13 protein-coding genes are annotated in these 15,469 nt (G+C 41.2%); 4 read left to right on the plus strand and 9 right to left on the minus strand.

Features of this window, described 5'->3' with window-relative positions; translation table 11 throughout:
• Positions 1–535: 535 nt before the first annotated feature.
• The 3 genes from H6G75_RS22850 (at position 536) to H6G75_RS22860 (ending at position 3,296) form a co-directional block, all read left to right on the plus strand.
• On the plus strand, positions 536–1,342 hold the full coding sequence (locus tag H6G75_RS22850) for a DUF2993 domain-containing protein (protein ID WP_190982270.1): 807 nt from the start codon (positions 536–538) through the stop codon (positions 1,340–1,342).
• Positions 1,343–1,633: 291 nt separating this feature from the next.
• Entirely contained in the window at positions 1,634–2,287 is a 654-nt protein-coding gene (locus tag H6G75_RS22855) for a tetratricopeptide repeat protein (protein ID WP_190982271.1), read from the plus strand.
• A gap of 229 nt (positions 2,288–2,516) precedes the next feature.
• The gene (locus H6G75_RS22860) at positions 2,517–3,296 is read left to right on the plus strand and encodes a Uma2 family endonuclease (protein WP_190982272.1); all 780 of its coding nucleotides are present in this window, start codon (positions 2,517–2,519) and stop codon (positions 3,294–3,296) included.
• A gap of 6 nt (positions 3,297–3,302) precedes the next feature.
• Here the strand turns inward: H6G75_RS22860 and H6G75_RS22865 are convergent, their stop codons facing one another.
• From H6G75_RS22865 to pstS, 8 genes are all read right to left on the minus strand, one after another.
• Positions 3,303–4,871, minus strand: coding sequence for a DHA2 family efflux MFS transporter permease subunit (locus H6G75_RS22865; protein ID WP_190982273.1), 1,569 nt, complete (start codon positions 4,869–4,871; stop codon positions 3,303–3,305).
• Between the two features lie 144 nt (positions 4,872–5,015).
• Entirely contained in the window at positions 5,016–6,278 is a 1,263-nt protein-coding gene (locus tag H6G75_RS22870; RefSeq protein ID WP_190982274.1) for an MFS transporter, read from the minus strand.
• 54 nt (positions 6,279–6,332) lie between these two features.
• Complete coding sequence (locus tag H6G75_RS22875) at positions 6,333–7,799, minus strand: HlyD family secretion protein (RefSeq protein WP_190982275.1); 1,467 nt, start codon at positions 7,797–7,799, stop codon at positions 6,333–6,335.
• Between the two features lie 156 nt (positions 7,800–7,955).
• Positions 7,956–8,423: a MarR family winged helix-turn-helix transcriptional regulator gene (locus H6G75_RS22880; RefSeq protein WP_190982276.1), complete on the minus strand. Its 468-nt coding sequence runs from the start codon at positions 8,421–8,423 to the stop codon at positions 7,956–7,958.
• A 292-nt stretch (positions 8,424–8,715) separates the two neighbouring features.
• Complete coding sequence (pstB, locus tag H6G75_RS22885) at positions 8,716–9,522, minus strand: phosphate ABC transporter ATP-binding protein PstB (RefSeq protein WP_190982277.1); 807 nt, start codon at positions 9,520–9,522, stop codon at positions 8,716–8,718.
• A gap of 130 nt (positions 9,523–9,652) precedes the next feature.
• On the minus strand, positions 9,653–10,534 hold the full coding sequence (gene pstA, locus H6G75_RS22890; RefSeq protein WP_190982278.1) for a phosphate ABC transporter permease PstA: 882 nt from the start codon (positions 10,532–10,534) through the stop codon (positions 9,653–9,655).
• 20 nt (positions 10,535–10,554) lie between these two features.
• Positions 10,555–11,505 carry a phosphate ABC transporter permease subunit PstC gene (gene pstC / locus H6G75_RS22895; RefSeq protein WP_190982279.1) on the minus strand — a complete coding sequence of 317 codons (951 nt, stop codon included), beginning with the start codon at positions 11,503–11,505 and terminating at the stop codon, positions 10,555–10,557.
• A 190-nt stretch (positions 11,506–11,695) separates the two neighbouring features.
• Positions 11,696–12,880, minus strand: a complete 1,185-nt coding sequence (gene pstS / locus H6G75_RS22900) for a phosphate ABC transporter substrate-binding protein PstS (RefSeq protein WP_190982280.1) — start codon at positions 12,878–12,880, stop codon at positions 11,696–11,698.
• A 208-nt stretch (positions 12,881–13,088) separates the two neighbouring features.
• Between pstS and cruG the strand changes: the two genes are divergently transcribed.
• A complete protein-coding gene (cruG, locus tag H6G75_RS22905; protein WP_190982281.1) occupies positions 13,089–14,276 on the plus strand; it encodes a 2'-O-glycosyltransferase CruG in 1,188 nt (395 codons plus the stop codon).
• 194 nt (positions 14,277–14,470) lie between these two features.
• Here the strand turns inward: cruG and rnhA are convergent, their stop codons facing one another.
• Entirely contained in the window at positions 14,471–15,379 is a 909-nt protein-coding gene (rnhA, locus tag H6G75_RS22910) for a ribonuclease HI (RefSeq protein ID WP_190982282.1), read from the minus strand.
• Between the last annotated feature and the right edge of the window lie 90 nt (positions 15,380–15,469).

Here is a 15,469-nt window from a genome sequence, read left to right on the forward strand (position 1 = left end):
GTTTCGCATCATGGAAGGTGGTTGGACAGAAATATCTGTCATCTTTTTACACAACTTAATATTTTTACTTTTTCTTAATTTTTTGACATAATCTGCAATATAAAGAGAAGAAATATAAAAAAAATATTAGGAATTTAGGAAAAATCAAAATCTCTGCAAAAATGATAATTGTTAAAACGGGGTCAGCCAATATAAAGATCCTGAAAATAAACACATTGTTTTTAGATAGGGTCAAATACAATTTAAAGACCCTAGATTTAGGAAAAAACTAAAAAATCATCAGCGTCATAACTAGCAGTTTGTTAGCTTGACGCTTTTAACTTTTTTAGGAACTCAGCAAGAAACCGAAAAATTTAAGTAGACGGCTCGTTTTTTACTCCTCTACCGATATAAATTGCGTAACATAAAGCACATTGTGTAGAGAAACATTAGCTATTCCAAGTCAACTTATCAGTACAATCAATCTCTAGAGGGTTGCTGTATCCTTCACATTTTGTTACAAAAGTACAAAGAACTTCTAGAGACGCACTAACTAATGTTCGGCGGACTAACTGGTTTACAAGATCCTAAAGGCACTGACTGGGGTGAGCGGATGCTCAACACAGTAGCCAGTCAAACGATTCGCCATCTTTTTACCCAAAGCGAGTCAGTAGAAGTCTTGGTACGCTGCTATCCCTCCAGCAAGTTGTTGCAAGGTAGCATTGATAGTTTCAAAATGAACGGGCGTGGCTTGGTGATCCGCAGAGATTTTGCGGTGGAAGAGATGTCCTTTGAAACGGATGCAGTGGCGATAGATTTTGGCGCGGTATTAAGTGGCAAATTAAGCCTCAAGCAACCTACGCAAGCGATCGCCCAAGTAGTATTATCTGAAGCAGGCATTAACCAAGCTTTCAAAGCAGAACTCGTAAAAAAGCGCCTAGTTAACCTTGATGTACCTGCTTTAACAGAATTATCTGGTGGTCAACCAGTTTCCTTTCCCGAAGTTCAGGTACAACTCTTACCAGAAAATCGCCTGCGAATTGCCGCAAAAGCCGATTTAAATAATGGCGAACTCGTTCCCATAAATATGACAGTTTCCATCGCGGTGGAACGGCGGCGACGCATTTCTTTTAAAGACCCACAAATTGACCTTGAACAAGTCCCAGAAACACAGCGAATAACTTCTCAAACCCTGAGTGTGGCTCTGGCAGAAATTTTAGATAATATGGTTGACTTAGATCGTTTTGACCTGGATGGAGTAAAAATGCGACTCAATCGTTTAGAAACTGAAGGGCAAAAATTAATTTTCAGTGGATATGCGGAGATTGAGCGTATTCCTCGTAGTGGGGGAAGTGCAACTTAAGAAGTCAAAAGTAAAAAGTCAAAAGTGAAAAGATAGTCCCCATAAATAAATTTAGGAGTCAGTTGCGTGGACTTGTGACCATCATTCTTTTTCTTTCTTTTGCCTTATTCGGTCAGAATTACTAATCAACTTAATACTGATGTAATTTACTGCAATATTGATTACAACCTTGTAGATTCTCAACTTCAGTATTTCCAAAGTTGTAGGGCGATCGCTAATCTTTGAGGGAACGTTAAGTAACGCACTTCCATCTATGATCAGGATGAGGACATTATTGAGGAGTGGAAGGCAATGAAGATTCTACCTATTAGTAGCATCATGCTGAGTCTCATAGCTGCAATTGGTGAATCGCCATTAGTGTTAGCAGTTCCCACAAAAGTTGCTTTTCAAGAACATGCACAAATTACTCAAAAACAACCACAAAAACTAGCGCAATTTCAGGATGACGGAAATTCCGAGCGATCGCAACTAGTACAACAAGCAAACAATTTATTAAATAGTGGTGATTTAACAGGGGCTGAAAAAGTCTTACGTAGATTAATTAAAAAGTATCCCGACGATGCTTTTGGACATTTTCAACTCGGTAATGTACTGCGCCGACAAAAGCAACCAGAAGCAGCGATTACAGCTTATCAAGAAGCTCTTCGTCTCAAGCCAAAATATGCTTTAGCTTATAATGCGATCGGTGTTGTGTATGCAACTCAAGACCGTTGGGATGATGCTATTAGTCAATATCGCAAAGCTTTAGAAATCAACCCCAGTTATGGGGAAGCCATGACAAATTTAGGACAAGCACTATGGCAAGTTAATAAAAAAGATGAGGCGGTTGCTTCTTTAGAAAAAGCTTTAAATATTTTTAAAACCCAAAGTCGCAATGATAGAGTTTACCAAATTGAACAAATGTTAAAACAAATTCGGGCTGCTGATAATCCTGGCGTGTCGTGAAAAATAATTCAGTAGTCAGAATTCAGAATTTATCGATTTTGTTATTCTTGAATACCAAGATAATGAAAGAGTCAGATCCCCTACTTCTTAAAGGAGTCGGGGATCTTTTTATTCATAAATGATTTAGTACTTTCATAACACTAAGAGTTTTTGTAGAGTACGACTTTTCATAGTATTTTCTCATCAAAGTTACAATAAAATTGGGATAAATTTCTCTTGGTTAAAGCCTATGACTTCCTTATCGGCGTTAACTTTACCTGACCACACTCAGTTACCAGAGTCAGACGGAACTTTTGTGAAAAATTGGCAAGAACATCCCCAAAGTGTATTATTGACTGACTCGATAAGTCCCGTTATCGAAGCGTTGCATCCCGGTGGTCAATATTGTATCGGTCAAGATTTAGGCATTTACTGGCGGCTAACTGACCCCCCAGAAAAAGGCGCAACAGCACCAGATTGGTTTTATGTGCCGAATGTACCCGCAACTCTCAACGGTTTAACGCGGCGTTCTTATGTCTTATGGAAGGAGTATGTTGCACCGTTAATTGTGATTGAATTTGTCTCTGGTGATGGTCGAGAAGAACGGGATAGAACGCCACCATCTCAGGGTGAAGGCGGAAGTGTAGGCAAGTTTTGGATTTACGAACAGGCAATTCGTGTGCCTTACTATGCCATTTATGAAGTAACTAAAGCCCTGGTAGAAGTTTATCACTTAGTTGATAATGCCTATCAACTTATGCAGCCAAATGAACGCGGACATTACCCAATTACACCAATGGGTGTGGAGTTAGGAATCTGGCAAGGATTTTACCCAAATGCAGAATTACCTTGGTTGCGGTGGTGGGATGCAGAGGGGAATTTATTGTTAACTGGTGATGAACGAACGAAAGTGGAACGCCAAAGAGCAGACCTTGAGCGAGAAAAACGCGAGAGAATTGTTGAGAAGTTACGTAATCTTTCTCCTGAACAACTCAATGCTTTAGGAATTGACCCAGAAATGTTAGATTAATTAATTCTAATGGGCAACTGCACCACCAGTTGCTTTGACTTTTTTAATGAATAAAATCGCAATCCCACTAAGTAATAACGCTAGACCAATAAAGTAAAAACAATCATTAAAAGCCATAACAAATGCTTCGCGGCGAACAACATTGGAAATAGATGCGATCGCCTGATTTTGTGCTGTAGTTAAATCTGCACCGCGACTGATAAAATATTGCGTCATTTGGTCAATTCTCTGTTGCGTTTCTGGGTTATATAAAGATACTGCATCGCCTAATCTATTCGAGTGAAATTGCTCTCTACTAGTTAACAAAGTTGCTAATACTGCAATTCCAAGAGAGCCACCCATATTCCGCATCATATTAAATAAACCACTGGCTGAACCTGCATCTTTAGGATTCAACCCAGCAGTTGCAATAGAGGTTAGCGGAACCATAATTAATGGTTGTCCCATCGCCCGTACCAGTTGCGACCACCGCAATTGATCTAAGCCTGTTTGATTAGTTAATCCTGCATTCATAAATGCACTGATGGCAAACAAAGTAACTCCTAATGCCACCATAAACCGCACATCAATGCGTTGCATAAGCTTGGGGATAAAAGGAATAATAAATAATTGTGGAATCCCAGCCCAAATTAACACCTCACCAATTTGCAGTGCATTATATTGTTGAATTTGAGCCAGATATAAAGGCAAAATATAAATTGAACCATATAACCCTATCCCTAGGGAAACATTCACTACACTAGCTAAACCAAAGTTGCGATAACGTAATAAACTTAAATTAATAAATGGTTGCTTACGAGTTAATTCAATAAAGAAAAATAGAGCCAGAAAAATTACGGCAATAATACTTAAACGTACAATCAATGGTGAACCAAACCAATCTTTGCGACTACCTTCTTCTAAAACAACTTGTAGGGAACCTAAGCCAATAGCCATTGAAAGAATTCCCCACCAATCGCCCTGTTTTAATAAGTGAATTTGGGGTTGGACTTGCTTAATTCCATACCAAACACCAGCCAGCATTAATGCACCAGGAAACACATTGATATAGAAACTGTATTCCCAACTATAATTTTCTGTTAACCAACCGCCTAAAGTCGGGCCAATTGATGGTGCAAAAACTGCTGTAATGGCAAATGCCGCAAGTCCTATTGATTGTTTGGCTGGTGGTAAAGTTGTTAAAACTACTGTCAAAGATGAGGGAATTAAAACACCTCCTGTAAAGCCTTGCAAAGCACGGAAAACAATCATAGAATTTAAATCCCATGCCCAAGCACAGCAAATAGAAAATAATATAAATAATCCAGTATTAACTAATAAATAAAGTCTGAGGGAAAAAACCCGCGATAACCATCCAGTTAAGGGAATGACGACAATTTCAGCTACAAGATACGCGGTAGAAATCCAAGAACCTTCTTCTAAAGTTGCACCTAAAGATGCTTGAATTTCTTGCAGTGAAGCGTTAGTAATTTGGATATCTAAAACTGCCATAAAGGCACCAAGCATACTGGCTAATACACCAATCCATGTTCTTAGAGGTATGCGTTCTGGTTCTACAGCCGAAACATTAGCCATAGTCATGCTCCATTTTGAGGGGCGAAAATTGGAATAATATTAAAAACTTACCATTTATTAGGAGGTGAGAGGTGACGGATTTTTATCTATCGATACTCTCTTGAATCTCTCCGCATGAAATAAATCACCAAATTCAACACCAATCTACTTCTTAGCTAAAATCCCTTTCTGTTCATAAATCGGTATTAACATTTGTCGCAAAGTCGGCAGTTGTCTACTAAAAAATATTGAACCAATAATACAAGCTATACCATCAATGATTAACGTATTAGGAGCGCCAATTATATCTGCAATTCCACCGCCGATTAAATTGCCTATAGGTATCATTCCTAAAAATGACATTGTATATAAACTCATCAATCTACCACGTTTATCTTCTTCAACGATGGTTTGTAAAAAGGTATTACTTGCAGCAATCTGTAAAATTGTTCCTAAACCCACAAACAGCATTGTGAATAAAGACAAGGGTAAAAACCGAGAAACGGCAAAGGCAATGAGACCACAGCCTAATATTGCTGGTGCGATCGCAATTAATTGACCAATGCCTAAAATAGTTTTACGGGTAGCTAGATATATCCCCCCAGATAATGCTCCCACGCCTGATGCAGCCATTAAAAATCCTAATGTTTCAGCACCACCTTTTAAGATTGTTTCGGCAAAAACTGGCACTAGAATTGTATTTTGCAACCCCATTAAACTGACTAAAGTTGATAGTAATAAAATAGCGCGAATGGGGGGAAAGCTAAAAGCATAAATAAATCCCTCTTTAACTCTTTGTAAGGGATTACCTGGACTAACGGGCATTTTCCACGGCTTAACATTCATTGCAAGTAAGCCAACAATCACAGCAATGTAACTCAAACCATCGATTAAAAAACAGTAAGCAACACCAACTCTAGCGATTAATAATCCCCCTATAGCGGGGCCAATGAGCCGCGCTCCGTTAATCATAGTTGAATTGATAGCGATCGCATTGGCTAAATCTTCTCTGCGTTCAACAAGTTCGGGTACAAATGCTTGTCTGGCTGGCGCATCTAAAGCATTAATAAATCCTTGTAATAAACTCAACGCAATGATATGCCAAACCTGAATTACACCTGTTAGTGTTAATACAGCTAAAGCTAAAGACTGAATCATTGCCATAACTTGCGTACTAATTAAAGTACGATACCGCGAAAAGCGATCTACAAATACGCCACCCAAAGGAGCGAGAAAAAAGCTGGGAATTTGACTAGCAAATCCGACCACTCCTAACATTAATGGTGAGTTAGTTAAGTCATAGACTAGCCAAACAGTAGCCAATTGAGTCATCCATGTTCCAATGAGGGAAATTCCTTGTCCAGCAAAAAACAACCGATAGTTTTTTGACCGAAAGGCAGGTAGTTGCAACTGTTTCAATATTGTCATTGGTTATTTGTCATTGGTTATTTGTCAATAGCCCTTTGCCAATTGACTTTTGACTTATTTAACTTCCACACTAACTTCCGCAGACATCCCTGGTGTAATCCGTGAGTCGTAACCTTGGATACTCTTTTGGTCTAAAACTATCTTCACAGGAATGCGCTGCACTACTTTGGTAAAGTTACCTGTAGCGTTGTCTGGTGGTAACAAGGCAAACTGAGCGCCAGAAGCAGGTGAAATACTGTCAACTTTGCCGCTAAAGGTGTGATGAGGAAAAGCATCGAGTTTGACTTCTACTTGTTGTCCGGGGCGCATTCTTTCTAATTGAGTTTCTTTAAAGTTGGCTACTACCCAATTTTCATTATCGACAATTGCCAATAATGGTGTTCCTGCTTGGATTCTGTTGCCAACTTCCACGGTTTTTTTACCAACTCGTCCGGCACTAGGAGCAGTAATGTTGGTGTAGGATAACTGCAATTGAGCATCTTTTAATGATGCTTCGGCTTGAGCAATGGCAGCTTTGGCAGCTTCATATTGGCTACGTTTGACGCTAGTATCTTGAGTCCCAGCCGTAGCTTGTTGCAATCCACCTCTGGATGCTGCGAGTTTAGCTTGGGCGCTACCGACACCTTCTTGGGCTTGTGCAAGTCGAGATTGGGCTTGCGCTACCCCAACTTTGGCGGAGGCTAATCTGGCTTGGGCTTGTTCAACTCCTTGAACAGCAGCATTTTTCTGCGCTAAAGCCACATCATAGGCGGCTTTGGCTGCATCTAACTGTTGACGAGCGATCGCACCTTCTTTATATAAGCTGTTGTAACGGTTGTAATCTGTTTCCGCTTTTTGCAGATTAGCGTTGGCTTGGGCTACCTGGGCTTGGGCGGCGGGAATTCCCGCTTGGGCTAATTCCACATCGGCTTGGGCGGCGGGAATCCCAGCTTGGGCTTCTCTGACCGCAGCTTGGGCGGTGGAAATAGCAGCTACAGCATTACTAACATCACCTTGTGCCTGAGTTGTCTTACCTGTAGTAGTTTCAGAACTTAAGGCAATATTGGCAGCAGCAGCTTGGGCTTGACTGCGGGCATTTTCTAAGGCGGCGGCGGCTTGCTGCAATTTACTTTCGTAATCGCGGGGATCAAGTTTAACTAATAACTGTCCCGGTTGCACTTCTTGGTTATCGTTCACTAAAACTTGGGACACGGTTCCGGGAATTTTGCTACTAACTTGGTGAACATGCCCACTTACAGTAGCGTTGTCTGTTTCTTCGTGCGAGGAAGCGTACTGCCAGTAGTTATAACCAAATGTACCTGCGGCGATCGCACCTACACCCAACCCTGCCAAAATTAAAGGCAATCGCTTTTTACTACGGGGTTTATCTTTTTTCTCGGTCTCTGGCTGCGGGTGGACATCCGTTTCTGGTGCTTCTGGTGTGGCGATCGCTGTTTCTAAAGTCTCGGCATCAGTAATCATTTCTGTTTCGACAACAGCAGTTTTCTCTTTCTTGCGTCCATTTAAACTAGTTGTCGTCATACTTCCCCTCTTCCTTGCTTAATATATCAATAGTTCTTATTTAGAATGCGTACTATTTAGCTACAAACTATCTCTCAGCTTTTATTTAGTATGCTAAATATTATGACAAATAAATTTATACATAGCCTCACCCGAATGGGCGATTGTCATCCAGCCTTAAGATAGGTTAGCAATTGCTCTATTTAGCAGTTGAGAAAAGAATTCACGGTCATCTGGGGAAATCCCACGCATAGCATCTTCACGTAATTCTGCGGCTAGTGGTGGTAAAACTTCTTCTAGTTCCTTACCTGCATCCGTCAACCAGATGCGCCAAATCCGGCGATCATGTACATCTCTTTCTCGACGAACTAAGCCCCGTTCTTCCATCCGGTCTAGTACGCCTGTTAAAGTTCCACCCACCTGTTGCAACTTCTCGCCAATACTAGATGTGGGTAAACCATCTTCTTGCCATAAACAGCACAACACTAGCCAATGAAATGGGGTTAGCCCAAAGGGTTCTAGTTTGTCAGTAAACTTGCGAGTTAGCAGTTGTGAAAGTAGTTTGATTCGATAACCCAAATTGTAAGGCGCTAAAACTTGCTGCCAAGACTCAAAAGTGGTAGAGTTATTAGATTGAGCAACCATTATATAAAATACTTCGCGTACGTAATATTTAGCATAACTATAATCATTTATTTTGGCAAGCGGGTGATATCCTGTCCGGAAAAATACTTATCATTAAGGGTGCAGAGGGGCATGGAAGATGGTTTTAACGTTTCTGCACAGAGAGTTCTGGAATCATAACAGATTAACCAGACATGATAACTCGTCTCATCCTTAAAATGAAATAATATCATTTGCAATACAAAAAATAAAATTAGATATGCACTGCATACCTAATTCTAGATTTGGAAAATATTAAATTAAGTGACAATAATTAACCAAATCTACCGCTAACGTAATCGCGGGTATCTTCTTGCTTCGGATTATTGAAAATTACTTCTGTCGCGTCATATTCTACAAGATAACCGATACGACCGCCTGATTCTGTAGGGCGCACATTGAAAAAGGCTGTTTTATCAGAAACCCGCGCCGCTTGCTGCATATTGTGGGTCACAATCACAATTGTATATTGCTCTTTCAGTTCATGAATTAGCTCTTCAACCCGCAATGTAGAGATCGGATCAAGGGCGGAACATGGTTCATCCATTAAAATGATTTCTGGTTGAACTGCGATCGCTCTGGCAATACACAATCTTTGTTGTTGTCCACCAGACAATGATAAGCCACTTTGACGGAGTTTATCTTTAACTTCATCCCACAAAGCTGCTTGACGCAAACTCCGTTCGACTAACTCATCCATATTGCCTTTATAACCATTAATTTTGGCACCAAAAGCAATATTGTCATAAATTGATTTGGGGAATGGGTTGGGTCTTTGAAACACCATCCCGATACGACGACGTACCTCTACCGGGTCAATATCAGATGCGTATAAGTTCTTACCGTAATAAAAAACCTTTCCTTCGGCTCTAAATGAATCAATTAAGTCGTTGAGACGGTTATAGCATCTTAGCAATGTACTTTTACCACAGCCAGAAGGGCCAATAAAGGCTGTCACCTTATTTTTGGTGATATCTAGCCAAATGTTCTGTAATGCTAAGTATTTACCATAATAAACGTTCAGATTCTCTGTGCGTAATACGGTATCTGTGCTATTTGCTGTGCTAATGTTAGTAGCCATAAAAGGTCTAATGTAAGTTTTTAGGATGGCAATGCAACTTTGCTATTCGATTAAGTAACTGAGCTTTTTGGTATAAATAAAGCACCCATTATCAACAGGATGATTTATTTCCGACTTCAGCATTTTTAGACTACACTTTTTGGCGAGTTGCCCAGCGAGCAATAATACTGGTAATTAAAACCATTAGCACCAATATTAAAGATGCTGCCCAAGCTAATGACTGCCAATTTTTAAACGGAGAAATGGCAAAGTTAAAAACCAAAACAGCTAAAGAAGCCGTGGGTTTAAATAAGCTATTTGGCCAGAAGGTAGAAAATAAAGCAGTAAATATCAAAGGAGCAGTTTCACCAGCAGCCCTGGCGATCGCTAACGTTGATCCAGTTACAATAGCTGGTAATGCAGCAGGCAGTACGACCTGTGTAACAGTTTGAAAGTTAGTCGCACCTAAACCTACAGATGCTTGTCGTAAATCCTGCGATACTAACTGTAAAGCTTCATCAGTTGTTTTCACAATAATTGGCAACATCAAAATTGCCAAAGCAAATCCTCCGCCAATTGCTGAATATGAGCCTAAATTCAGCCTTACTAACGTTAAAACTACAATTCCATAAGCGAATACCCCGGCAATAATCGAAGGTACTCCACTCAAGACGTTCGTAGCAAAACGTACCCACCTAGCTATTTTACCAGAACTAAACTCAGTTAGATAGATAGCGGCAATCACACCAAAAGGAATGCTGATTACAGCTGCAATTCCCACCATCAGCAAAGTTCCCACAATCGCATTCCCAAAACCACCGCCTGGACGAAGGGGCGGGGGTGGCAATTCTGTAAATATGCTGAGGTTGAGACTACTAAATCCTCGAATTAAAACGTAAGACAGTACTGCTACTAAAGGCACTAGTGCCAAAACTCCGCAGAGAATTGCCACCCCAGTCATCACTGTATTAAACAGCGTCCGAGGAGACATAGCACTACGAGTTAAACTTCTTTCTTGATAATGAGAAGTCATAAAATTAACCCAAAACTAATCTACACTCGCTTGACTCGAATAACGATCAACTCTGCCAAAATATTGACAATCAAAGTTAAGACAAATAAAACTAAAGCAGCATACATTAAAGCTGCAACTTGCAAACCACTAGCTTCTGCAAATTGATTGGCTAACAAAGAAGAAATTGTATTGGCTGGTGCGAATAGCGATGCACTAATTTTGTTGGAGTTACCAATCAACATCGTCACCGCCATTGTCTCTCCCATTGCCCGACCGAGTGCTAACATCACAGCACTCACAATTCCCGAAAAAGCCGCAGGGATCAAAACTTGAAAAATCGTTTCCCACCTTGTTGCACCCAAGCCTATAGATGCTTGACGTAAAGTAGATGGAACAGAAATCAAAGCATCTCTAGAAATAGCTGTGATAATTGGCAAAGTCATAATAGCCAAAATTATCCCCGCAGGTAACATCCCTGGCCCTGTAGGAGAAGTACTAAACAGTGGTAGCCAACCAAAGTAAGCATTCAACCATTTACCGACATTGTTTAAAATCGGAATTAATACAAAAATTCCCCATACTCCATAAACAACGCTGGGAATTGCTGCCAACAGCTCTACCAAGAACACCAGCACAACTCTAGCCTGCGAGGGCAGAAAATTTTCACTTAATAAAACCGCAGTTCCAACGCCAATTGGGACTGCAATTAGTAACCCAATCAAAGAACTGACTAAAGTTCCATAAACTTGAGGTAATACCCCATACTCATCATTCACAGGGTTCCAAGTACTTTGTGCTAAAAAGCCAACACCAAACTTTTGAATGGCAGGCCAAGCACCAATGGCAACCTGTATAGCAATCCATAATAAAGTTGCTGCAACTGCTAGGGCAAAAACCCTAGTCAGCCAAATAAAACTCCGGTCTAAAGACCTACCGAGTTCAGAACGCTCTTTAATTGCTGATGACAAATTTTGAGAATTTGTAGCCATGAATACTGACTTTATAGATGAAATCAGAGAAAAATGTGAGAGCAAACCAGCTAACTAAAATGACCGCTATCGGGTCTTGAGGACTTGAGACATCAACAAGTCATTCTTAATAGAAAAAACTTTTTATTCTACTAGTAGTACCAGCAATTTTGGACTATAGATGCCTCAATAGTATTAGAATTTTTTTTTGCTATTTACTAGCACTATTACTGCTACCAGTAACTGCAATTTTGTAGTCTGGGCTAATTTGGTCAGCCGCAGCTGCTACTTTCTGCACAACTGGTTGTGGTAGAGGCACATAACCTAATTCTGGAGCCAATTTCTGACCTTCAGTTAAACCATACTCAATCATAGCTTCGACTGCTTTCGCTTTAGCAGGATCAGCATATTTCTTGTAAGCCAAAATCCACGAGTAGGTAACGATAGGATAAGAGTCTGCGCCTTCTGGGTCGGTGATAAAGGCACGAAAGTTTTCAGGTAAAGTTACTGCTTCTAATGTTTTTGCTGCTGACTCGTCTGTAGGTACAACAAATTTGCCACCTTTGTTTTCTAAAGCAGCATATTTGAGTTGATTTTGTTTCGCGTAACCATACTCAACGTAACCAATAGAACCTTGAGTTTGTTGAATTTGGGCAGTTACACCTTCATTACCTTTACCACCAACACCGACTGGCCAGTTAACGGTTTTGCCATCACCAATTTTAGTTTTCCATTCAGGACTAATGGCGCTGAGGTGTTTGGTAAATACACCAGTAGTACCGCTACCATCAGAGCGATGTACAACTGTAATTGCCTGGTCTGGTAATTTAGCGTCTGGGTTGGCTGCTTTGATTTTGGGGTCGTTCCAATTTTTGATTTTGCCTAATAAGATATCGGTGTAAACTGCTCGTGGCAATTTAAGTTCAGCAACATCGGGTAGGTTGTAAGCTAGAACAATGCTACCGGCTGTCATTGGTAACAAAATTGCGCCTTTATCTTGAGGCACTTTCTGAATTTCGTCATCTTTCATTGCTACATCGCTGGCACCGAAATCAACAGTACCTTTGATGAACTGCTCAACCCCAGCACCACTACCTACAGACTGATAATTAACTTGTAAACTGGGGTATTTTTTGTTTAACTCAGTGAACCAACTTGTATATAATGGCGCAGGAAAAGAAGCGCCTGCACCGATTAATTCTACATTACCGCCAAGATCCAATTTAGCAGGACTGGAGGCTGTAGCATCTTGATCTGTGCCAGTAGGTGCATCCTTGGTAGCAGAACTGTCAGAACCTTGCTGTCCGCCACAAGCAGCTAGACTTAATGTCAGTAATAACACTGCTGTTGAAGAGGCTAATCGGTTATTTTTAATTACATTTAGTCGTGAGCGCATCGGTGTTAATTTTCAGTAACTTTCCAGGTTAGCGCCTCTACGATAATCCTAAAAGAGAGATGTATAGGTAAACGGAAGGTTAAGGGCAAGAAAAAAAGTGTATTATTTTAACTAAATTTTACAATTCTCTCACTTTGTGAATTGATAAAATTTATACTTTACCTTGTTTTAAGTTACAGATGAGCCTGAGTAGAGCTAATACAGATTTATGGACAACGCTTTGACAGTAGAAAGCGTTATACCGCTTATATTGCTACTTATTCAACTACCAGCAACAGCAATTTTGCTGTCGCGTCTCTTGAAGGGGCCAGGAAGATTACCGCCAATTCAACCCCAACAGCCTACACCAGATATTTTTGGTAATGTCAGCGTTGTTGTTCCTACATTAAACGAAGCTAGTCGGATTTCTCCTTTATTATTGGGATTGAGTCAGCAAAGTTATGAAGTGCGAGAGATTATTGTTGTAGACAGTAACTCTCAAGATGGGACTCCTGATTTAGTCAAAGCTGCACAGCAGAGAGATCCCCGCTTTCGTGTGATGACAGATGATCCCCTACCGACTAATTGGGTGGGTCGTCCTTGGGCTTTACACAATGGCTTTTTGCATAGTTCTGAGGATAGTGAGTGGTTTTTGGGGATGGATGCGGATACTCAACCACATCCGGGTTTGGTGGCTGGGTTAGTCAAAACCGCCCTCGCCCAAGGCTATGATTTAGTGTCGTTATCACCCCAGTTTATTCTTCAGTATCCTGGTGAGTGTTTATTACAACCTGCTTTATTGATGACATTGCTGTATCGTTTCGACCCGGCAGGAATTAGAACTGAACAACCAGAAAGAGTAATGGCTAATGGTCAATGCTTTTTATGTCGTCGTTCTGTGTTGGCGATTGTGGGTGGCTATAGCAGTGCTAGTAGTTCGTTTTGTGATGATGTGACTTTAGCACGGTATATTGCGGCACAAGGATATAAAGTGGGCTTTTTAGATGGTGCAAAGGTGCTGAAGGTGCGAATGTATGAAGGGGCGCTGGAAACGTGGAAGGAATGGGGGCGCAGCCTTGATTTGAAAGACGCATCCACTTCTGGGCAAATTTGGGGAGATTTATGGTTACTTTCCGCAGTCCAGGGTTTACCTTTGCTAATTTTACTAACTTACTTGATTGTTCTACCTACCCCTGTCTCGCTACCGCAGATTTTATTACTGGGGTTGAATGGATTTTTGCTGCTGATCCGTTTTGGAATGTTATTAGCGATCGCACCATCTTATGATCGCAAAACCGCTAAAGGTGGCTGGTTATTCTGGCTGTCTCCTTTAGCTGATCCCATCGCCGTCTTACGCATCTTTCTCTCTGCATCCCGCACTCCTAAAGAATGGCGGGGACGGAAGTATGGTGCGTGAGGGGAGTGGGGAGTTTGATTAGACAAGGTAGACAAGGTAGAGGGGGTAGACAAGGTAGAGGGGAGTGCTGAGTGCTGAGTTTGATTAGACATGGTAGAAATATTGCTTCCTTGTCCCCCTTGCCCCCCTTGTCTCCCTTGTCCCCCTTGTCCCCCTCGCCCCCTGCCCCCTTGCACCCCTGCCCCCATCTACCCCTAATCCTCCTCACCTCCCACGCGATCGCCGCGTTCCAGTTCCCAAAGAATTTGATTACCTTCGCGGCGGACTCGTGACACAATCCAATTCCGCCAGCGCCACTGATCCCCGCGGCTAGTGACGGCGCTGGCGTGGACATCCATTAAGTCTGCTAATTCAGAACTAGTAATTAGATAGCCTTTTTCAGCAATTTCATCAGCGATGCGGAGAGTTTCAACTAAGTTGCGGAGTTGTTCAACCCTGATTCCAGGCGTTGTTGTGTCAATTGCGGCCGCATTCTGTGCGGTGGATGGTTCCATAGCTGTTATGTCTGATGCAGATGTAATGGGTTCCGACTTTTCTTTGTTAATTATTGTCGAGTTTGCCTTATATTGAGAAACTTCCGCTACATTTAGTTCATTAGAACTATGTAAAGTTTTGTGAGCATTGGTAGAAGATAATTCTTTTAGTGTAGGGACTTTACCAGCAGCAAAACTCCGGGCGATCGCATCACAGCGTTCGTTACCGACGTTACCAGCATGACCACGAACATGCTGCCAAGTAACTTGACGGGTATTTAATTCATCTAAAATTTCCAACAGGTCTTGATTTTGTACAGGATTACCATCAGCTTTTTTCCAGCCTTTTTTCTTCCAGTTTTTCACCCATTTGGTAACACAGTTGATGAGATATTCACTATCGGTATAAAGGGTGATGGGTTGCGCTTGCTTTGAGGCATGGAAATATTTTAAGGCAGCGATCGCAGCTTGCATTTCCATTTTATTATTTGTTGTATGGGAGGCTGCATCACCCATTTCGTGAACTCCTCCATCCTGGAAATAAACTACAACACCCCAACCACCAGGGCCGGGATTCCCAGTACAAGCGCCATCAGTATATATACTTTGAATTATGCTTTGACTAGACATGATAAAGATATTGAAACCGCATGGTTACGTAGAGGTGACAAAAAATTTAGCGGCAAAAGATGGGTAGCAATATATATGGTACTGACGGAA

It is taken from the genome of Nostoc sp. FACHB-280 (assembly GCF_014697615.1).
Lineage (GTDB): Bacteria > Cyanobacteriota > Cyanobacteriia > Cyanobacteriales > Nostocaceae > Nostoc_B.